Genomic DNA, 22,011 nt, shown 5'->3' with positions numbered 1-22,011 from the left:
ATGCACCGCTGATGCACCATCGAAGCGCAACGCGTGCCGCCGCACCACTTACCCACAGATTTTGTTGGCAAGCTTGTGGATATCCTGCGCAAGCCTGGGCTAACCCGTTGATCGGCCAATGATTCATGCGCCGGGTCACCATTTCGTCACCGCACGGTCCGCATCCGCGCGCACGCGGACGATCCGGCGCAGCAGCGACACCCTGCCCGCGCCTTGACGCCCGCGCACGCCACGCGTCAAGATCACGCGAGCCGCACGCAGCCGCGCATCAACGGCTTCGCGCGTGCGCACGACGGGCCGGCCGTTCCGCCGGCACCGGACAACGACACATCACTCCGAGGAAGACCATGGAACACTTCACCGCGTGGCAGTTGCTCGTCTCGCTCGTGCTCGTCGCGATCGTCGTCTATCCGTATGTCCGCATCGTTCGGCGTACCGGACATTCAGGCTGGTGGATCCTGGCGATGTTCGTCCCGATCCTGAACTTCGTGATGTTGTGGGTGTTCGCGTTCGTGCGCTGGCCCGCGCTCGACGATCGGCATAGCTGAACATCGCGCAGGCGAACGTGCGGGCTTGTCCACAGATTTTGTTGGCAAGCATGTGGATAGCCTGCGCATACCGCAAGCAAGCGCTTGATCCGAAAGGCTTTGTCCGCGCCGCTTCGAATGCGGCATGCAGCCGGCAAAGTGCCGCTCGCGCCGCGTCACGCGACGCGGCAGGCCACATGCCGCGCGCGTGCCGCCGCTTGTCCACAGATTTTGTTGGCAAGCATGTGGATAGCCTGCGCATACCACGCCCAAGCGCTTGATCCGAAAGACTTTGTCCGCGCCGCTTCGAACCGGGCAGGCAGGGCCGCGCGACACCTGCCGCATGCCATCGCGCCGCTTGCTTCGCCATGAACGCACGCGCCCGCGGGCTTTTCCACAATTTTTGTTGGCAAGGATGTGGATATCCTGAGCATGCGTGATCTAAGTCGTTGATCGCACAACGTTTCGACGCGACGGTCACGACAGCGGCACGGCGTGCACATCCACGCATCGATGACGCACGCGGCGCCGCCCGTTCACGCGAACGTCGCGGCCGCGATGCGCGCCGCTGCCGCGATCACGTCGTCCTTCGGCTTCGCATCGGCACGTGCCTGCGTGTAGTACACGGCCAGCACGATCGGCGCGCGCGACGGCGGCCAGATCACACCTGCGTCGTTCGTCGTCCCGTAGTCCCCGGTGCCGGTCTTGTCGGCCACCTGCCACCCGGCCGGCACACCCGCGCGAATCCGCTTGTCGCCGACCTGGTTGCCGCGCAGCCAGGCGACGAGTTGCGCACGCTGCGCGGGCGGCAGCGCCTCGCCGAGCGTGAGCGCGTGCAAGCTCGCGGCCATCGCGGCCGGCGTCGTCGTATCGCGCGGATCGCCCGGCAACGCGGTGTTCAGTTCGGTCTCCCAGCGATCGAGCCGGAACGCGTCGTCGCCGATCGAGCGCGCATACGCGGTCACCGCCGCCGGTCCGCCGATCAGCTTCATCGCCAGGTTCGCGGCCGAGTTGTCGCTGTACTGGATCGCCGCCGCGCACAACTCGGCGACCGTCATGCCGGTGCCGACATGCTTGCCCGACACCGGCGAATAGTTGACGAGATCGGACTGCCCGTACGTGACGCGCTGCTGCAGCAGCCCCGGACGCTCGACGCTTTGCGCGAGCACCGCCGCGCTCAGCATCGCCTTGAACGTGCTGCAGAACGGGAAGCGCTCATCGGCGCGATGCTGCGCGCGCCGGCCACTCGCGGTGTCGATCGCGCACACGCCGAGACGGCCGCCTGCCGCGCGTTCGAGCGCGGCAAACGTCGTCGCGGACGACACGTCCTGCGCGGCGGCCGGCGCCGACCCGCACGCGGTGACGGTCAGGACGAGCGGCGCCGTCGCGGCGGCCAGCAACAGGGTTCGACGTTGCGATGAGTAGGTCATGTCAGGTCTCTCGTGGTGGAATGGATGCAGGACGGCCAGCCGGCGAGACAGCACTATCCTGACTTTACGGTTGCCTGACAAGCAACGATAATTGAGCGCTGACAAAAGAAATACTTATGACCAAGCTCCGCCCTCATCTTCCGCTGAATGCGTTGCGCGCGTTCGAATCGTCGGCGCGCCACCTGAACTTCACGCGCGCCGGCCTCGAGCTGAGCGTGACCCAGGCCGCCGTGAGCCAGCAGGTGCGGTCGCTCGAGGAACGGCTCGGCTGCACGCTGTTCACGCGTCTGCCGCGCGGCCTCGGGCTCACCGACGAAGGACGCGCGCTGCTGCCGGTGCTCAGCGACGCGTTCAGCCGGATCGAAACCGTGCTCAAGCAGTTCGAGGGTGGGCGCTTCCACGAGGTACTCACGCTCGGCGCGGTCGGCACCTTTGCCCTAGGCTGGCTAATGCCAAGATTGAAGCGGTTCGGCGACACGCACCCGTTCGTCGAGCTGCGGCTGCGGACCAACAACAACGTCGTCGACCTCGCGGCCGAAGGTCTCGATTTCGCGATCCGCTTCGGCGAAGGCAACTGGCCCGCGACGCGCAACGAACGGCTGCTCGACGCGCCGCTCACCGCGCTGTGTGCGCCGGAGATCGCGCGGCGTCTCGCGCGGCCGGCCGATCTCGCGAACGAAACGCTGCTGCGCTCGTACCGCACCGACGAATGGCTCGGCTGGTTCGACGCCGCGCAGCTCGAGCCATGGACGGTCAACGGCCCCGTGTTCGATTCGTCGCGCCTGATGGTCGAGGCCGCGATGCAGGGCGCGGGCATCGCGCTCGCGCCGGCCTGCATGTTCGCGCGCGAACTGCAGCTCGGGCTGCTCGCACGGCCGCTCGACATCGACGTGCACACCGGCGGCTACTGGCTCACATCGCTGAAATCGAAGCCGCTGACGCCCGCGATGACACAGTTTCGCGACTGGATCGCGGCGGAAGCCGCCGACGCGGCGCCGGTCGAATGATGGGCCCCTGTTTGTCCACAGAAAGTGTTGGCAAGGATGTGGATATCCTGGGTACCCGGGGCCTAACTCATTGATCGTGCACGAATCAGGGTGACGACGCACGCATCGGGCAGCCCGCAGGCAGCGGGTTCGCGACGCCCGCCTCCACAGGCCGGATCCTCAACCATCGAGAAGCAATCACGTCAGACTTATCCACAGATTTTGTTGGCAAACCTGTGGATATTCCACCAATGTGACACGTAACATCTTGATACAAAAGAGGATTCAGTAGATCGGGCCAGACAGGTCACCGATGCGGCACCCATTGGCAGGCGCCCGGTGTGCGCCACACGGCCGATTCAGGGCCGGCCGGTTCTCCACAGATTTTGTTGGCAAGCGTGTGGATATCCTGCGCACTGGCCACCTAACCCGTTGAGCGCACGGGGTTTTGTGCGCGTCATGCAGGATCGGGCAGCACCGGCGCGGGCCGTGCGGCCGACGCCGGTGCTGTCGGTTCATCAATGCCGGTCGAGCCCGCCGCGCAACTCGCTCGCCTTGTCGCGCAGCGCCTCGTAGCCCGAGCGCGCATGTTCAGGCAGGTCGGGGTCGCCGATCAGCGCGCCAAGCGTTTCGATCAGGCTGAACAGGATGCCCTTCGCCGCGCCGGCTGCGATGCTCTGAGACTCGATCGACTTGTGCAAGTGGTCGACCGCCGCTTCGAGATTCTCGAGCTTCTGTTCACGGTCGTCGGGCCGGTTGTCGGTCGTCATCGTAGGTGCCTCCGCCATCGTTCAAGGGTCATGTCTCGATTCTATGCCGCCGTGCGCGGACGTGGCGCGACATTGCGCAACCTCCGCGCAACCTCCGCGCAACCGCCTTCGCTACAGCACCGCGACCACCCTCACGCGCCCCGGCTGCTCCGCCGCTGCGACCACCTGGCCGTCGACGCGACGGAACGTCAGCGACACGGTTTCGTCGCCGACCCGCAGTGCGTCGATGCGCAGCCAGTCGACGCCTTCCGGCAGCGCCGGGCGCTCGACGCGCACCTCGTGATGCACCGCGTCGATACTCACGCCGAGACACGCCTGCAGCATCATGAACGGCGCACCGGCCGCCCACGCCTGCGGCAGGCAGGCGACCGGATAGGCCGTCGGCGGTTCGCCGCGCCGGCGCGGGAACCCGCAGAACAGCTCGGGCAGCCGCATCTCGAAGCTGACCGCGGCTTCGAACAGCGCACGCAGCAGGTTCACCGCGGCCGTCTTGTCGCCGTAGCGCGCGAGCCCACGCGCGATCAGCGCATTGTCGTGCGGCCACACCGAACCGTTGTGATAGGCCATCGGGTTGAAGCGCGGCTGGCCGGCCGCGAGCGTGCGGATGCCCCAGCCCGTCTGGAACAGCGTCGAGCCGAGCACGCCGGCGACCGCCGCGCCGCGCTCGGCGTCGGGCAGGCCGAACGCGAGCAGGTGGCCCGCGTTCGATGCGAGCACACGGCACAGGTCGCCGTGACCGTCGAGCGCGATGCCGTAGAACTGGCCTTCGGGCATCCAGAACAGCGCTTCGACCTGCTCGCGCAGCGTCTTCGCACGCAGCGCATAGCGCGTCGCATCGGCCGCGTGACCGCGCCGGTGCGAGCACATCGCCATCGCATCGAGCGCCGCGCACGCATAGGCCTGCACTTCGACGAGCGCGATCGGCCCGTCGGGGAAGCGGCCGTCCGCGTGGAACACCGAATCGTGACTGTCCTTCCAGCCCTGGTTCGCGAGACCGCGCTCCGACGTGCGCTGGTAATCGAGCAGCCCGTACGGATTGCGGTCGCACTTGTCGATCACCCACTGCGCGGCGCGCTCGAGCGCGGGCCACAGCTCGTCGAGCAGCGCATCGTCGCCGGTGCGCTCCACGTACGCACCCGCGAGCACGATGAACAGCGGCGTGGTATCGACGCCGCCGTAATACAGCGCGAACGGCACCTCGCCCGTCGCGGCCATCTCGCTGCGGCGGAACTCGTGCATGATCTTGCCGGGCTCCGCGTCGCGGAACGCGGACGTCTCGCGCGCCTGGTGCTCCGCGAGAAAGCGCAGCACGCCGCGCGCAAGCGACGGCTGCAGCCACAGCATCTGCAACGACGTGATCACCGCGTCGCGGCCGAACGGCGTCGAGAACCACGGAATGCCCGCATACGGGTACGGCCCGGTGTCGAGCTGGGTCGTGAGCAGCCCGAGATCCGCGAGCGAACGGTCGAGCCACGCGTCGAACAGCGGATTGCCGGTGTTCACGCGCGCCATCGACTCGCGCCGCGAGCGCATCTCGCGATGCACGCCGACGAGCGCGGTGCGCAGCGCGACGCGACCGCAGCCGGGCGCTTCACCGTGTGCTGCGCCGAGCGTCGCATCGACGGTCAGGTAGATCGACACGCACGCCTGCGCGGCGATCGTCAGCCGGTAGTCGGCACGATCGACCGACAGCGCATCGGGCGCCGGCGAGAAATGCACGGTCACGTTGCGCTCGACGCTGTCGAGGCCGTCGTAGCGCAGCCGCACCGCACCTGCGTCGACGCGCGGCGCGACCACCGTGCCGCGCTTCGGACGCTGCGTGCCGCGCACTTCGAACATGTCCTTGAAATCCGCCGAGAACGACAGCGACAGCGGCACGTCGGCTTCGCTCGCGCCGTAGTTCGTCAACGTCAGCGCTTCGTACAGCACGTCGCCCGCGAGCACGCGCATCCGTTCGATGTGGATCACGCCCTCGGGCGTCTCGTGGCCGCCGAGCGGCGGCAGCGGGCGATTCGTCAGGTGCGCGGTGAACGACGCGTTGTCGGCACTCGTCGCGCCCGACAGCAGCGACGGCGCGCGGCCGCCAAAGGTCAGGCGCCAGGTCGACAGCACGCGCATGTCGTCGACGAACAGGCCGTCGTCATGACCGCCGATGTCGCCGAGCGCGTCGCTGACCACGAACGCGTCGCCAGATTTCAGCACGTACTGGTTGTTGCGCGCGAGCGCCTGCGGGTCGGCTTCGGGCGCGATGAATGCGGGGCCTGACGCTTGGGTCGGGGCGACCGGCGCGGCTTGCGGCGCCTGCGTCGTGGTGGCTTCGGCGTGATTCGGCATCGATGCTCCTGTGTCGAGGCGCAACGCGCGGCGCGCGTCGCGGGTTTCGCACAGGATAGGCCAGAACCGGGGGCACGCGCAGCGATGACGCGACGCGGCGCCTTGCGACGGCGCAGTCGTCGCAAGGCGCCGCGTGCACGCAGGTTACGCGCCGGTCAGAACTTCCACAGGATGTTGCCGAGCACCGCGTTGTCGCGCACGCCGCTGCCGTACTGGCCGCTGAACGTGAGGCCGAGCGTCAGCCGTTTCGTGATGTTCGCGTCGATGCCCGCTTCGAGCACCGCACTGTCGCGCGCAATCGGCACGCCCGACACCTGGAACGACGTGCCGCCGTTCGCGAACGTGAACGCCGACGACGGCCGCACGTTGCCGAACGCATGCCGCCAGCCGACCGTGCCGCGCGCGGTGATCGTGCCGCTCGCGAGCGTGCCGAGCTGCGACGCGGCACGCAGGCCGAGCGTCGAGAAGCCCACATGGGTCGTCTGGCCGCCCGCCTGCAGCGCGGCCGCCCCGCCGCTCTCCGTATAGCCGTCGGTATGCAGGTTCACATACGCGAGGCCCGCGAACGGTTCGAGCGCGACCGGCCCGACCGGCAGCGCGTAGCCGACTTCGCCGAACACCTGCGCCGAATTCGCGTTGTAGCCGGCCGAATCGTGATCGGAGAAGCCCGCGAAGCCCGGATAGCGGTCGCTGTTGATCCGGTACCAGGTGTACGACGCACCGCCGCGCACGCCGAGCGCACCGTACTGCGCGCCGCCGTACAGCGACAGGTAGTAGCTGTTGACCGACGCCGACGAACTCTGGTCGTTGTCGAGCGAGCTGTGCGTGACGCCGGCCGCGAGGCCCGCGCGCCACTTGTCGTTGAGCGCCATGTCGGCGCCGGCGATGAAACCCGTCATGCTGCGGTTGATCGTCGACGCATTGCCGTCGCCGGCGAGCCGGCTGCGACCGCCAAACGCCTGGCCCCACACGACCGGCTGGTAAGGCGTGCCGCCGTAGCAGCCGTCGCGCGAACCGATCCGGCGTTCCGGCGGCAGCGTCGGGTCGGTCACGCCGGCCGTGTTGTCGCCGCACAGCGCGGCGCCGCCCGACGACAGCGCGGCGAGCGGCCCCGATCCGGGCGCGAGGCCCTGGCGCACGCGATCGGTGACGGCGTCGCGCACATAGCGGCTGTCGAGCAGCAGCATGCTCTTCAAGCTCGCCTGCAGTTCGCCGTCGAGCTGCGTGTAGGCCTGGCGCGCGGTGCCCGCATCGGTCGTCAGCACCTTGTCGTACAGCGGATTGCCGGCGCCGAGCGCGCCGATCGCGGTCGCGACCGCGCGCTGGTTGGGTGTCGTCGCGACATCGGGCAGCGACGTGCCGTTCTGGACCAGTCGCAGGTACACGTGGTTCGGATCGTAGCTGAGCGTCGGCATCAGGAACGCGTAGTTCGAGTTCACCTGACTGAATGTGCCCTGCACGCCCGACGCTGCGCTGAGGATCGTGTACGTCGTGCTCGGCTGGTAGCTGGCCTGGTTCGCGAGCACCTGCACGGTGCCGCCGTTCAGCGTGGCCGAGCCGCCCGCCGCGATGCTGCCGCTTTGCTGCGGCGTGACCTCGACCTGCAGCGTCGAGCCCGGCTGGAACGTGACGTTGCCGGCCACGTTCAGCGCCGCGCCCGGCTGCGACGCCGCCGCGAACGCGCCGCCCTGGACCACGAGGCTGCCGACCGTGCCGGTGCCCGTCAGCGTCGCGCCGTTCTGCACGGTCACGCTCGACTGGCCGAGCGAACCGTCGACGGCAAGCGTGCCCGCGGCGACGGTGGTCGGGCCGCTCAGCGTATTGGTACCCGTCAGCGTCAGTTGTCCGCTGCCGGCCTGGGTCAGCGAACCGGTGCCGGACAGCACGCTCGCGAGCGTCACGTTGGCGGACTGGTTGAAGATCAGCGCGCCGTTGTCGACGACATTGCCGACCACGCTGCCCGACGTGCCGCCGTTGCCGAGCTGCAGCGTGCCGCCCGATGCGATCGTCGTGCCGCCCGTGTACGTGTTGCTGCCGGTCAGCGTCTGAATGCCGGTGCCCGCGACCGTCAGGCCGCCGGTACCGCCGATCGCGCCGCTGAACGTGCCGCTGGCCGTTCCGCCCAGCGTCAGCGCGTTGGCGCCGAGGCTCACGTTGCTGCCGGCCACGCCCGACAGCGCACCGAGCGTTTGCGCACCCGACGCGCCGCTCAGGTCGAGCGTCGCGCCGGTGCCGGCGAGGTTCACCGCGCCGGTCGATGCGAGGCTGCCGCCCGCGCCGAGCGCCAGCGTGCCGGCATTGATCGTCGTGCCGCCGGTGTACGTATTCGCGCCCGTCAGCGTCGTGGTCGCCGCGCCGTTCTTCACGAGCGAGCCCGTGCCGGAAATCGCGCCGCTCAACCCGAGCGCATTGCTGCCGCCGAGCGTCAGCGTCGAGCCCGCGCCGAGACCGATTGCATTCGCCACCGACAGGTTCGCGTTCGTATCGAGCGTCGCCGCGCCGCCAACGGTCAGCGCGCCGGTACCGAGTGCCGCGGCGTTGCCGAGCACCAGTCCGCCGCTATTGAGGTTCGTGCCGCCCGAATAGGTGCTTGCGCCGTTCAGTGTCTGCGTGCCGGTGCCGGCCAGCGTGAGGCTGCCGGTGCCGCCGATCGCACCGCCGAACGTGCCGCTGGCCGTCCCGCCCAGCGTCAGCGCGTTGGCGCCGAGATTCACGTTCGTGCCGGTCACGCCGTTCAGCGCGCCGATCGACTGCGCGCCTGTCGCACTGCTCAGGTCGAGCGTCGCGCCGGCACTCGCGAGATTCATCGCGCCGGTCGCCGCCAGGCTGCCGCCCGCGCCGAGCGCCAGCGTGCCCGCATTGATCGTCGTGCCGCCCGTATAGATGTTCGCGCCCGTCAGCGTCACGGTCGCCGCGCCGTTCTTCACGAGCGAGCCCGTGCCGGAAATCGCGCCGCTCAGCCCGAGTGCGTTGCTGCCGCCGAGCGTGAGCGCCGCGCCCGTGCCGAGATCGACTGCGTTGGCGACCGACAGGCTCGCGTTCGTATCGAGCGTCGCCGCGCCACCGACATTCAGCGTGCCGATGCCGAGCGCCGCGGCGTTGCCGAGCACCAGTCCACCGCTATTGAGGTTCGTGCCGCCCGAATAGGTGCTCGCGCCGTTCAGCGTCTGCGTGCCGGTGCCCGCCAGCATGAGGCTGCCGGTGCCGCCGATCGCACCGCCGAACGTGCCGCTGGCCGTCCCGCCCAGCGTCAGCGTGTTGGCGCCGAGATTCACGTTCGTGCCGGTCACGCCATTCAGCGCGCCGATCGACTGCGCGCCCGTCGCACTGCTCAGGTCGAGCGTCGCGCCGGCACTCGCGAGATTCATCGCGCCGGTCGCCGCCAGTCTGCCGCCCGCGCCGAGCGCCAGGGTGCCCGCGTTGATCGTCGTGCCGCCGGTGTACGTGTTCGCGCCCGTCAGCGTCACGGTCGCCGCGCCGTTCTTCACGAGCGCACCCGTGCCGGAAATCACGCCGCTCAACCCGAGCGCATTGCTGCCGCCGAGCGTCAGCGTCGTGCTTGCGCCGAGACCGATTGCATTCGCGACCGACAGGTTCGTGGTCGCGTCAAGCGTCGCCGCACCGCCGACGGTCAGCATACCGGTGCCGAGTGCCGCGGCATTGCCGAGCACGAGGCTGCCGGCGTTCAGCGTCGTGCCGCCCGTGTAATTGTTCGCGCCGCTCAGCGTCAGCGACGCCGCGCCGTTCTTCACGAGGCCGCCGCCGCCGGAGATCGTGCCGCCGAGCCCGAGCGCGGTGCTGCCACCGAGCGTCAGCGTCGTGCCGGTCGCGACGTTGATGCCGTTCGCAAGCGACACGCTCGTGGTCGCATCGAGCGTCGACGAGCCGTTGACGTTCACCGCGCCGGAGCCCAGTGCCGTGTTGCTGCCGACGACCAGGTTGCCGCCGTTCAGGTTCGTGCCGCCGGTATAGACGTTCGTGCCGGTCAGCGATTGCGTCCCGGTGCCGGACAGCGTCACGCTACCCGCGCCGCCGATCGTGCCCGCGTAGGTCGCATTGCCAGTGCCGGAGAGCGTCAGCGAATTGCTGCCGAGGTCCACGTTCGTACCGGCCGCCCCCGCCAGCGAACCGATCGTCTGCGCGCCCGACGCACTACTCAGATCGAACGTCGCGCCCGCGCCGGTCAGGTTCACCGTGCCGGTCGCCGCGAGGCTGCCGCCCGCACCGAGTGCGAGCGTGCCGGCATTGATCGTCGTGTCGCCCGTGTACGTATTCGCGCCGGTCAGCGTCGTCGTCGCCGCGCCGTTCTTCACGAGGCCGCCGGCGCCCGCGATCGTGCCGGACAGCCCGAGGTTGTTGCTGCCGCCGATCGTCAGCGTCGTGCCGGTCGCGAGATTGATCGCGTTGCCGAGCGTCACGTTCGTGCTCGTGTCGAGCGACGCGGCCGCGTTGACGTTCAACGCGCCGGTGCCGAGTGCCGTGTTGTTGCCGAGCACCAGGCCGCCGCCGTTCAGGTTGGTGCCGCCCGTGTACGTGCTCGCACCCGACAGCGTCAGTGTGCCGCCGTCGTTCTTCGTCAGCGCACCGCCGCCCGACACCGCGCCCGACAGCGTGAGCCCCGTCGCGCCTTGCACCGTCAACCCGCCCGCGCCGAGCGCCACATTGTTGGAAACATCGAGCCCGGCCGTGCCCGCCTGCAGCGCGCCGCCGGTGGCCGTGACGGTGCCCGTGCCGAGCGACGCGTTGTCGTTGATGATCGCGACGCCGCCCCCGAGCGTCGCGTCCTGCGTGGTCGACGCGCCGTTGATCGTCCAGTTGCCGCTCGTGACGTCGAGATGATTGAAGTTGATGTAGTTGTTGACCGCGATCGTGCCGTTTGCCGTAGCGCCCTGCTGCAGCACCAGCGTGTTGTTGCCACCCGCACCGCCGTCGACGATGCCGGTCGCCGCGACGCCGAGCGTGACCGCGCCGACCGTGATGTTGAATGCCCCTCCGGTGCCGCCCGCCGTATTGACCGACGAGCCGGTGATCGCGGTGAACGTGTTCGTGCTGTTCGCGCCCATCGACACGCCACCGTTGATCGTGCCGGAGTTGACGAACGTGTTGCCGAGCCCGGGCGTGCCGTTGGTGCCGAGCGACACGCGCCCGGTGATCGTCCCGCTGTTCGTCATGTTGACCTGGCCGCCGCCGTACGCGGCGACCACGGGCGCATCCGCGCCGAACAGCGTCGCGCCGACCAGTGCGGTAGAGCCGATCGAGCCGGTATTGGTGATGTTGGAGACACCACCCGTGCCGTTCTGGACCGACAGCGCCATGCCCGTCACGCCGCTGATCGCCACGCCGGTCGAGCCGTTCATCGTGCCGTTGTTGGTGACGGTCGTGAGGCTCGCCGCCGCATTGCCGACCACCGCGCCGCTCGACAGCACGCCGAGCCCCGAGCCGAGCGCGGAAGGATCGATCGTGCCGTTGTTGGTCAGCGTCGTGTTGTTGCCGGTCAGCGACATCGCGGGGCCGCCGATGCCGAGCAGCACGCCGACGCTCGCGCCGGGGTTGACGGTGACGTTCAGGTTGTTGCCGCTGTTCGAATAGCTCGGCGCCAGCGGATTCGCGATGCCCGAACAGGTCACCGTGGTGCCTGCCGCACTGCAAAGCGCGTACGCAGGCACGATGCCGGCGCCCGACAACGCCAGGAAAACGCCCGTCGGCAACAGGAATCTCGGAAACGACTCTCCGCTCTTCTTCGAATGCGCAATATTCATGCTTCCCCTCGTCATCAGCATGGCCGCTGAATCGGACCGGCGACGGCGGAAAATCCGGGACGCAAGCGTACCCTCCGGCAGTCGCGGCACGACGTCGGTTTATTCGTGAGTGAACTGGTTAATCGATTCTCGTTTGCGAACGCAAAACTAGCCGGATGACATGACCCTGACCCCTTGTTTTTATGCAGCGATTTTCTGGTTGATTTGATTACCGCCCTGCTTTTTTGTCAGACAAGGCTATATCAAAAAAAGCGGGTTTTCCAGTCGATGTCTGGTTATCGGAACCAGGTTCGCGCGATGCGTATTTTTTACTTGCATCCATGCGCCAGGCATGTGATTTCGCGTTGATTTCCGGTAATTTCGCGCGATTTCGGGTAAAGGTACCGAGGGTTTCCGGTCAGTAAAAACACCAATACTTCATACTTAATAACGAATCCGCAAACGGCTTTCGACGACGCGATATATACGGTCGATGGAAACTGGCACTGATAATCGCGGACCGTTGGATCCAACGGTCCGCCAGCGGGAATTTTCAATCCATCAAATCACTTTCGAATTGGGCGTACTTACAACCCGTAATCCGGATCGTCGTGAATCATTCGGCTGCGACGACACCGCTTCCGGCAATGGAATAGCGCAGCGGATTCGGCGTGAAACGGCCAGGAAATCTGAAACGGGAAAGGACCGCCGTGAGGAAAATCGAAACCGGCATGCGCGTGGCAAACACCGCGCCGCACCGCGTTACGAAAACAGGCGCAACAGATAGAGCATCGGCCGGAACGATATCGGCCGCGCATCGGGATTCAGCCACAGACGCAGCGCATAGATCGCGTATGCCGGCACTTCCCGCCAGCTCGAATAGACATCGCGCAACTGGAAGCCGCGCGGATACGCGGCGAAGATGTTCGCCCGCTCGATGCCGACCCGCTCGAACGCGAGGCGCGCCCGCGCGAGGTGGTAATACTGGCTGACGATCAGTACGCGCGAGATCCGGTGCGCCTGCATGTAAGCCCGCGTGTGCTGCGCGGTCGCCAGCGTGTTGTCGCCCTGGTCGTCGACGGCGATCCGGTCGGCCGGGACGCCGCGCGCGACGAGATAGTCGCGCATCGCGGTCGCCTCGTTCAACCCGGGGCCGTCGATCGCGCCGCTGACCAGAAACGCCGGCACCTGCCCGGCCCGATAGCAGCGCACGCCGACGTCGAGCCGCGCGGCGAGCACGGGCTTCGGCGCACCGTTGTCGTCGAGCGCGTTGCCGAAGATCACGGCGACATCGGCCGGTTCGCCCGGTATCCGCATGCCAGTCACGACGATCGCGACGGCCGCGGCGATCCACAGGCATGCGATAACGGCCAGCACGCGGCCGATCCGGGCCGCACGGCCGCGCTTGACACGGTTATTCAACAATCTTGTCGGACTCCTGGAGAGGTGCGCCACTTGCACGGGCGCGCCATGCTCGCACGGCGCGCTCGCGCGTGTCCAGGGATCGTCGCGGCAACGACGTGCCGACCGTACTCGATCAGGCCTGCCGACCTTCGCGGCGCGCGATGTCCGGGGTTCGAAAGACCGTCAACGAACGTGGCAGCGCAAGCCCGGCCCGACGTCAATCCACCGGGCACATCGCGAGCCGCCCCATCGCCTCGCCGGCGCCGCGCACCGCGCAGGTAGCCGGCTCGTCGGCGATCCGCGTGGTCAGCCCGGTCTCGTCCTGCAACAGGCGTTCGAAATCCGCGAGCAGCGCGCCGCCCCCCGTCAGCACCACGCCGCGATGCGCGATGTCGGTCACGAGTTCGGCCGGTGCATTTTCCAGCACCGACTTCACCGCGCCGATCACCTGCTTGAGCGGCGCAGCGAGCGCCTCCGCCACGTCGTGGTTGGACAGTTCGATGGAGCGCGGCAGGCCGTCCTCGACACCGCGCCCGATCGCGCGCGTCGACGTGCGCGGCACGGCGCTGGTGGCCGAGCCGATCGTCTTCTTCACGCGCTCGGCGGTCTGCTCGCCGAGCAGCACGCCGTACAGGTTGCGCACGTGGTTGACGATCGCCGCGTCGAACTGGTTGCCGCCGACGCGAATCGCCTCGCGGTAGACGATGCCGCCGAGCGCGATCACCGCGACTTCCGTCGTCCCGCCGCCGATATCGATCACCATCGAGCCGACCGGCTCGGTCACCGGCAGGCCCGCGCCCAGCCCGGCGGCCAGCGCCTCCTCGATCAGTTCGACATCCGATACACCGGCCGCGAGCGCGGCCTCGCGGATCGCGCGGCGCTCGACCGCCGTCGCGTCCGACGGCACGCACAGCGTGACCTCGACGCGGCGGCTGAAACGCGAGCGCGTACACGACATGTCGATGAAACGGCGGATCATCTGCTCGGCGGCGTGCGCGTCGGCGATCACGCCGTTCTGTACGGGCCGCACGGACTCCAGATGCCCCGGCTCGCGGCCGAGCAGCGCCTTCGCGCGTTCGCCGACCGCTTCCAGCGTCGGCCGCGCGTCGGCAGCATGGCCCTTGCGAAAGCAGACGACCGACGGCTGGTTCAGCACCACGCCGCGCGCGTGCGTATAAATCTGCGTACTCGCTGTTCCAGGGTCGATCGCAACGGGTTGCGCAAACAACTTTCCGAACAGCGGTGTCGACATATCAAGCCTTTTTTGAGCGAACGGGCCGGAACGGCCATGCCGCATCGCCGCGGCGCGCCTTGGGAGTCCCATCACGGACTTAGCGGCAAATCGTTCCGATACTTTAAGCAATTCCGATGATTTTTTCGCGACGGAATTGCCGAAAACGCGTGTCGGCGGGCCTGCGGCTACGCATCGGCCTCTCGCGTTGCGCTTGTAAAACACGGTAATCTCACGGTCTTGCCTGCTCCCGGCAGGCGTCCGACGCCCGATCACGCCAGGTATTCCACCATGACAGCGACCGCTTCTCTCCGCTGGCTAGGGGTGCGCCAGTTCGGCGCAACGCTCGTTGCGCTGTGGTGCTGCACCGTTGCCGCGCAGCCCTTGCCGGCCGCCGACACCGCCACCCGCACCGCGACGGCGGCCACTGCCGCCGCATCGGCCGCCCCCGCCACGACGGCCGCTGCCCCCGCCACCACGCCCGAGCCGACCTGCAACGCCGACGGCGGTCCGGCCGGCCGGCCGGCGATCGGCCTCGTGCTGTCCGGCGGCGGCGCCCGCGGGTACGCGCACCTGGGCGTGCTGAAGGTACTCGAGGAAAACCGCATCCCGATCGACTGCATCGCCGGCACCAGCATGGGCGCCGTGGTCGGCGGCCTGTATGCGAGCGGGATGGCCGCCGACGAGATGCAAAAGAAGCTGTCGGAGGTGAACCTGGCCGACATCGCGTTCGACGTGACCGACCGCGCGGACCTGCCGCAAACCAGCCGCGAAGACGAGCGCCTGTACATCAACGGCCTGACGCTCGGCTTCGGCAAGAAAGGCGTGAAGGCGCCGGTCGGCCTCGTGCAGGGCAACCGGCTGCAGGCGCTGCTCGCGAACTGGACGGCCGCCGTGCCGACCAACCAGCCGTTCGACCAGTTGCCGATCCCGTATCGCGCGGTCGCGACCGACCTGCAGACCGGCCAGATGGTCGTGCTGGACCACGGCTCGCTGCCGCTCGCGGTCCGCGCGAGCATGGCGATGCCCGGCCTGTTCGCGCCGGCCGAGATCAACGGCCGCGCGCTCGTCGACGGCGGGCTCGTCAGCAACCTGCCGGTCGACACCGCACGGCAGATGGGCGCGAAGGTCGTGATCGCCGTCGACATCGGCTCGCCGCTGCGTCCACTCGACGCGCTCGCGTCGCCGGCCGACGTGATGCAGCAGATGGTCGGCATCCTGATCCGCCAGAACGTGACATCGCAGCGCAAGCAGCTCGCCGCGCAGGACGTGCTGCTCACGCCCGACCTCGGCGCGCTCGCGTTCACCGATTTCCAGAACGCGAAGCAGGCGATCGCCGCCGGCGCGGCCGCCGCGACTGCGGCGCTGCCGCAGCTCAAGCACTTCGCGCTCACGCCGGAACAGTACGCGGCCTACCGGTCCGCGCATGCGCAGCCGCTGCCGCCGCCGATCCGCATCACGCGGATCGAGATCAAGACGACCGGCGGCGTGCCGAAGCGGGTCGTCCGCGACGCGCTGCACGTGAAGCCCGGCGACACCTACGATCCGGCGACCGTCAGCCAGGACCTGCTCGGGCTGACGACCGGCGGCAATTTCGAGAGCGTGACGCAACAGATCGTGAGCCACGGCGACGAAAACGTGCTCGAGATCGATGCGCGCGAGAAATACTGGGGGCCGAATTTCCTGCTGTTCGGCGTCGGCATGTCGAGCAGTTCGACCGACGAAGGCGGCTTCCGCCTGCACGTCGGGTACCGGCGGCCGTGGCTCACCGAGTCGGGCCTCGAGTTCCGCGCGGACACGACGATCGGCAGCGACCTGCAGTCGGCGCGCGTCGAACTGCGCCAGCCGTTGTCGGCGGCGTACGGTTACTACATCTCGCCGTACGCCGAATATCAGCGCCGTTACGCGAACCTGTACGACAACAGCGGCGACGTGAAGCTGAACCAGTACCTGATGCAGACGACGCGCGCCGGCATCGACTTCGGACTGCCGATCGGGCGGCTCGGCGACTTCCGGATCGGCCTTGGCTACGCGACGGGTCACGGCTCGCCGAACTACAACCTGCCGTTCTCGAACGACGACGGTAGCAGCTCGACACTTCTGTGGCCAAGCTTCACGTCGCAGGCGCTGACCGCGCGCGCGCGGCTCGTCATCGACCAGCTCGACGATCCGATGTTCCCGCGCCGCGGCTACTACACCGAATTCCGCGTCGAACGCTCGCTGCTGTCGCACAACAGCCAGTCGGCACAGCAGTTCGACGAAGCGATCTCCAACACGCCCTTCACCGACATCTACGGCAAGGCGATGATCGCGCAGCAGTTCGGGCGGCACAGCGTCAGCGCGACGATCGAGGGCGGCAAGAGCATCGGCGGCACCAACCTGATCAACGCGTTCAACTTCACGCTCGGCGGCTTCCAGCATCTGGCCGCGTATGCGGCCGACCAGCTGAACGGCAACGAGCTCGCGTACGGGAACGTGACCTACATGAACCAGCTGATGACGTTCAACGCGTCGCCGGTCAAGGCGCTGTCGATCGGCGCCAGCGCGGAAGTCGGCAACGTGTGGTCGAGCGGTGAGAAGATCGGCGGCGGCACGCTCAAGCAGAGCTATACGTTCTTCACGAGCCTGTCGACCGCGTTCGGCCCCGTATACATGGGCATCGCGCTCGCACCGGGCGGGCGGCGCAACATCTACCTGCAGCTCGGCCGCACGTATTGACGGCGCTCAAATCGGCCAGCTGATCTCGAACCGCGCGCCGCCGAGTTCGACCGGATCGACGACCGCGATCCGGCCGTTGTGCGCGTGGAGCACCTGCCGCGTGATCGCGAGGCCGAGCCCGTAGCCGCCGGTGCGGCGGTCGAGGCGCACGAACGCGTCGAAGATCCGCTCGCGTTCGTTCTCCGGCACGCCCGGGCCGTCGTCCTCGACGAAGATCGCGATGTTGCCGTGCTTGATCGCGATCCCGACGACGATCTGCGCTTTCGCATACTTGCTCGCATTGCGCAGCAAGTTGCGCATCGCGTACGACATCAGCCGCCGGTCCATTTTCACGCGCAGGTCCGACGCGATCGCGATGCGCGACTCGATCGCGCGCTCCGGATACAGCAGCTGCGCGTCGCTGACCTGGTGCTCGAACCATGCGACGGGCGCGGTCAGCTCGATGCTCGACTGCAGCGAGCTGTATTCCAGACGCGCATACGTGAGGCTCATGTCGATCAGCTCCTCGAGCTCGGTCACGTCCTGCGCGATGCTCTCCAGCGCACCGTGGTATTCGGCGGCGGAGCCCGGTTCGCGCAGCATCTCGAGTGCGAAACGCACGCGCGCGAGCGGCGTGCGCAGCTCGTGCGAAATCCCGTTGGTCAGGTCGCGCTGCGCGGCGATCAGCCGTTCCATGCGCATCGCGAGCGCATTCAGCGTGCGCGCGAGCGGGCCGATGATCACGCTGTGCGATTCCCTCGCGCGCGTGTTGAAGCGACCGCCGGTGAAGTCGATCGCGCGCTCGCGCACCATCACGAGATCCGACCAGACCGGCCGCATCCACCGATACGCGGCGAGCGCCGGCGCGGTGAACACGAACGCGAGCACGATCCAGATATCGCCCGGCAGCGCGTCGAATGCGTGCCATACGACTTGCGGCGACAACACGACGCCCAGCGCGAGCGCCGGCACGAGCGCGGTCAGCAGCACGAGCCCGAGCAGCTGCAGATAGGTGCGCACGTACAGGCGCGACCAGCTCGGAATGCGGTCGGCGCGTGTGTCGGTCCATGCGCGGCGGAAATGCAGCCAGCGCCATTTGACATAGCGCAGCGGCGACAGCGGCGGTGCATCGGGGTGCGAACGGGTGCGTCGGATCATCGCGGCTTCCGGCTATCGTGCAGTGCAGGGGCGCGGCCGACGGTGTCGCACCGAGGCAGCGTCATTCCCACGCATGCTTGCTGAACTGGTAACCCTTGCTGCGGATCGTCTTGATCCGCTGCGGGTTGCCCGCATCGTCGTGCAGCTTGCGGCGCAGCTTCGAGATGCGCCCATCGATCGTGCGGTCGAGGCCGTCGAATTCGACGCCGCGCAGCTGCAGCATCAGGTCGTCGCGGCTGACGACCTCCCCTGCATGGCACACCAGCACCCACAGCAGGTCGAACTCGGCCGACGTGAGATCGGGCGAGCCGCCACCGGGCAGCACGACCGAGCGGTCGGTGCGGTCGATCGAGAACTGGCCGAACGTGTAGCGCTCCGGCTGCGGCGCGACGCTTTCGGCCGCGCGCGCGGGCACGCGGCGCAGCTGCGCCTTGATCCGCGCGAGCAGGATGCGCGGCTCGACCGGCTTGTGCACGTAGTCGTCGGCGCCGAATTCGAGGCCGAGCAGTTCGTCGAACGGCTCGTCGCGCGCCGTCACCATGATGATCACGCCGTCGTACTGCTTGCGCGCCTCGCGACAAATCTCGAAGCCGTCCTTGCCCGGCAGGTTCACGTCGAGAATGACGAGATCCGGACGCGTGGACAGGATCGCCGGCACGGCGGCGTCACCATGCAGCACAGTGTCGACTTCATAGTCGTTCTTGCGCAGGTAGCCGGCGACCAGCGTGGACAGGCGGGTGTCGTCTTCGACGAGCAGGATGCGAAAAGACATGGGCAACGGTCGGATCATACGGGGAGACCGGGGCGGCGGCGGCTTGCGCCGGCTGCCGGCCATCGGCCGAAACGTACCGCATGATACTGCGCCCGCCGCTTGCCCGTTTGCAGATCTGAAGAATAAGGGCTCGATGGCCGCCGCGCTTGACGAATCGGCGCCGAAACGGTTCCATACGGGCTCCCCGGAATCCGGGCCGCGCGCCCGCCCTGCCCCACGTGATGAACTACCAGCCGATCCTCGAACGCATCCATACCGAACTCGCCCCCTGGATCGGCCAGGGGCGCGTCGCCGACTACATTCCCGAGCTCGCGACGGTGCCCGCCGACAAGTTCGGCATGGCCGTCGTGACGCTCGACGGAAACGTTTACACGGTCGGCGATGCGCGCGAGCGCTTCTCGATCCAGAGCATCTCGAAGCTGTTCGCGTGCACGCTCGCGTTCCAGATGCTGGGCGATGCGCTGTGGGAACGGGTCGGCCGCGAGCCGTCCGGCAACGCGTTCAACTCGCTGGTCCAGCTCGAGAGCGAGCGCGGCAAGCCACGCAATCCGTTCATCAACGCCGGCGCGCTGGTCGTCACCGACGTGCTGTGCCGCCGTTTCGTCAAGGCCGAGACGGCGCTCGTCGAATTCGTGCGGCGGCTGATCGGCACGAACGACCTCGACTACGATTCGCGCGTCGCGCTATCGGAACTGCAGCACGCGGAACGCAACCGCGCGATGGCGCATTTCATGGCGAGCTTCGGCAACATGCAGATGCCGCCCGATACGGTGGTCGACGCGTACTGTCGCCAGTGCGCGATCACGATGAACTGCGTCGAGCTCGCGCGCGCCGCGCTGTTTCTCGCGAACGGCGGCGTCGCGCCCGTCACCGGCGAGCGGATCGTCGACGCGAGTTCGGCGAAGCGACTATCGGCGCTGATGCTGACGTGCGGTACCTATGACGCGGCGGGCGACTTCGTCTATCGCGTGGGCCTGCCCGCGAAAAGCGGCGTCGGCGGCGGGATCGTCGCGGTGCTGCCGGGGGAGATGGCCGTGTGTGTCTGGGCGCCGGGGCTCGACGCGAATGGGAACTCGCTGGCGGGGACCAGGGCTTTGGAATGGTTGACGACGTATTCCGGGCGGTCGATTTTTTGACGCGGCGAAGTCAGGCGTGCCTCATGTGGCGCGACGGCGGCAGATTCATATCGGCGCGCGCCAGAGAGCTCAATGGGGAATTCGGCCATCGACGGGTTGAATCCGCAACCCTAAACGGACCTTGAGCCCACCGAGACGGCATCGGCAGCTTTCAGAGTGCACCGGTCACTCGTCCCTCGCGCGTCGGCAGTCAAGTCATCCGCGGACGCGCTCATTCGCGTGATGCACCGCGCCGCCTTCCGCGCTTAACCGCTTTCGTGCGATCGGCCTGAAGTCGACCCTCTGCCGCAATTGGACCCTCAGTTGAGGAAGGCAGCTTCCTGATGCCAGCAAACTGCCCTGCTTGCCAAGTCCCTCATTCGAGACGGCCGGTCGTGCGCTACTTGTGAATCACGATATTGCCGCCGCTGAAAGCTGCACTGTCCTGGCAAGCCTGCGAGATGCGATGGCTCGCGGCTCACCATCGAACGGCGGCAGCTGTAGAGCACGCCCGGATTGTTCAGTATCGGCGCCTCGTCAGGCTGGTACGCGGCAGGCGTATTGCGCGAGAGGGCGTGAATGTTCTGCTGCGCCTGCCGATACGCGTGCAGTGCCTGGGCCGATGCCCTTCGACCAAGCGATCGCCGTTGTGCGCTCAATCAGCTTCCGGCTGGCCGGCAGATTTTGGCCTTGGAGGAGCGGATCCTCGACTAACATTCCCGTGTAGCGCGCTCGTCCTGCCGTTCGTCCGCCAGCCGAATCGCCCCCCGGAGACGAAAATGCCAAAAGAAGTCGATTCACGCCGACGTCATTTCACGCGCATCGCTGCCGGTGCGCTTGTTGCAGCGCAATTCGAGATGCTGCAAGCCGCCGACGCTCAAAAAACATCGTCGAAAGCGTCATCGCCGCCGCGAATCAAGCCAGGCACGCACACGTCCTTCACGTCGATCAAGCAGGTCGACGCGGGGCTCCTCAACGTCGGCTACGCGGAGGTCGGTCCGGCCGGCGGGCCGCCGGTCCTGCTGCTGCACGGCTGGCCGTACGACATACATAGCTTCGTCGACGTTGCGCCCACGCTCGGCGCGCAGGGATACCGGGTGATCGTCCCATATCTGCGCGGCTACGGCACGACGACCTTCCTGTCCGACCAGACTATGCGCAACGGCCAGCCGGCCGCGGTCGCACTCGACATCATCGCGCTGATGGATGCGCTCGGTATCCAGAAGGCGATCTTTGGCGCGTTCGATTGGGGTGCGCGTACCGCCGACATCATCGCGGTGCTATGGCCGGAGCGATGCAAAGGATTGGTATCGGTGAGCGGCTACCTGATCAGCAATCAGGAAGCGGGCAAGATGCCGTTGCCACCGGCGGGCGAATTCCTGTGGTGGTATCAGTTCTATTTCGCAACCGAGCGCGGGCGCACGGGTTACGAGAAATACACGCACGATTTCGCCAAGCTCATTTGGAAGCACGCGTCGCCGAAATGGAACTTCGACGATGCCACGTTCGAGCGAAGTGCGGCGGCTTTCAAAAACCCCGATCACGTCAGCATCACGATCCACAACTACCGGTGGCGGCAAGGTCTCGCCGCAGGTGAGGCGAAATACGACGAATACGAACAGCGACTCGTGTCGGCGCCGCCCATCACCGTTCCCAGCATCACGATGGAGGGTGATGCCAACGGTGCCTTTCACTTGCCGCCCAGCGCCTACGCCGCGAAGTTCACGGGCAAATACGCGCACCGCACGATCACCGGCGGCATTGGTCACAATCTCCCGCAGGAAGCGCCCCAGGCGTTCGTGCAGGCGGTGATCGACGTCGACAGATTTTGATCCGGCTGTGCCACGTT

At 67.6% G+C, this 22,011-nt stretch carries 13 protein-coding genes; 5 read left to right on the top strand and 8 right to left on the bottom strand.

What is annotated here, in order from left to right; genetic code table 11:
* Nucleotides 1-347: 347 nt before the first annotated feature.
* Nucleotides 348-548, top strand: coding sequence for a membrane protein (locus GEM_RS17405; protein WP_014898677.1), 201 nt, complete (start codon nt 348-350; stop codon nt 546-548).
* Between the two features lie 515 nt (nt 549-1,063).
* Here GEM_RS17405 and blaPEN-bcc read toward each other — a convergent pair.
* On the bottom strand, nt 1,064-1,957 hold the full coding sequence (blaPEN-bcc, locus tag GEM_RS17400) for a PEN family class A beta-lactamase, Bcc-type (protein WP_014898676.1): 894 nt from the start codon (nt 1,955-1,957) through the stop codon (nt 1,064-1,066).
* 116 nt (nt 1,958-2,073) lie between these two features.
* Here blaPEN-bcc and penR point away from each other — a divergent pair, with 116 nt between their 5' ends.
* Nucleotides 2,074-2,964: a beta-lactamase transcriptional regulator PenR gene (gene penR / locus GEM_RS17395; RefSeq protein ID WP_014898675.1), complete on the top strand. Its 891-nt coding sequence runs from the start codon at nt 2,074-2,076 to the stop codon at nt 2,962-2,964.
* Nucleotides 2,965-3,461: 497 nt separating this feature from the next.
* Here penR and GEM_RS17390 read toward each other — a convergent pair whose 3' ends face one another.
* From GEM_RS17390 to GEM_RS17370, 5 genes are all read right to left on the bottom strand, one after another.
* Nucleotides 3,462-3,713 carry a hypothetical protein gene (locus GEM_RS17390; RefSeq protein WP_014898674.1) on the bottom strand — a complete coding sequence of 84 codons (252 nt, stop codon included), beginning with the start codon at nt 3,711-3,713 and terminating at the stop codon, nt 3,462-3,464.
* Nucleotides 3,714-3,824: 111 nt separating this feature from the next.
* A complete protein-coding gene (locus tag GEM_RS17385) occupies nt 3,825-6,047 on the bottom strand; it encodes an amylo-alpha-1,6-glucosidase (RefSeq protein ID WP_014898673.1) in 2,223 nt (740 codons plus the stop codon).
* Nucleotides 6,048-6,202: 155 nt separating this feature from the next.
* Complete coding sequence (locus GEM_RS17380) at nt 6,203-11,806, bottom strand: autotransporter domain-containing protein (RefSeq protein ID WP_014898672.1); 5,604 nt, start codon at nt 11,804-11,806, stop codon at nt 6,203-6,205.
* A 741-nt stretch (nt 11,807-12,547) separates the two neighbouring features.
* Nucleotides 12,548-13,207, bottom strand: a complete 660-nt coding sequence (locus tag GEM_RS17375; protein WP_041490722.1) for a YdcF family protein — start codon at nt 13,205-13,207, stop codon at nt 12,548-12,550.
* A gap of 199 nt (nt 13,208-13,406) precedes the next feature.
* Nucleotides 13,407-14,441, bottom strand: coding sequence for a rod shape-determining protein (locus tag GEM_RS17370; RefSeq protein WP_014898670.1), 1,035 nt, complete (start codon nt 14,439-14,441; stop codon nt 13,407-13,409).
* Between the two features lie 270 nt (nt 14,442-14,711).
* On the opposite strand from GEM_RS17370, the gene GEM_RS17365 reads away from it, so the two are divergent.
* Nucleotides 14,712-17,138, top strand: coding sequence for a patatin-like phospholipase family protein (locus GEM_RS17365; protein ID WP_014898669.1), 2,427 nt, complete (start codon nt 14,712-14,714; stop codon nt 17,136-17,138).
* A 6-nt stretch (nt 17,139-17,144) separates the two neighbouring features.
* On the opposite strand, the gene GEM_RS17360 is transcribed toward GEM_RS17365, so the two are convergent.
* Nucleotides 17,145-18,275 carry an ATP-binding protein gene (locus GEM_RS17360; protein WP_014898668.1) on the bottom strand — a complete coding sequence of 377 codons (1,131 nt, stop codon included), beginning with the start codon at nt 18,273-18,275 and terminating at the stop codon, nt 17,145-17,147.
* A 61-nt stretch (nt 18,276-18,336) separates the two neighbouring features.
* Nucleotides 18,337-19,047: a response regulator gene (locus GEM_RS17355; RefSeq protein WP_014898667.1), complete on the bottom strand. Its 711-nt coding sequence runs from the start codon at nt 19,045-19,047 to the stop codon at nt 18,337-18,339.
* Nucleotides 19,048-19,268: 221 nt separating this feature from the next.
* Between GEM_RS17355 and GEM_RS17350 the strand changes: the two genes are divergently transcribed.
* On the top strand, nt 19,269-20,183 hold the full coding sequence (locus tag GEM_RS17350) for a glutaminase (protein WP_014898666.1): 915 nt from the start codon (nt 19,269-19,271) through the stop codon (nt 20,181-20,183).
* A gap of 758 nt (nt 20,184-20,941) precedes the next feature.
* Nucleotides 20,942-21,994 (top strand): alpha/beta fold hydrolase, encoded by a 1,053-nt coding sequence (locus GEM_RS17345; protein WP_014898665.1) that lies wholly within the window; start codon nt 20,942-20,944, stop codon nt 21,992-21,994.
* Nucleotides 21,995-22,011: the final 17 nt, after the last annotated feature.

This window comes from Burkholderia cepacia GG4, assembly GCF_000292915.1.
Classification (GTDB): domain Bacteria; phylum Pseudomonadota; class Gammaproteobacteria; order Burkholderiales; family Burkholderiaceae; genus Burkholderia; species Burkholderia cepacia_D.
The sequence above is the reverse complement of the archived record's forward strand: the minus strand, read 5'-3'. Positions and strand labels throughout refer to the sequence as shown.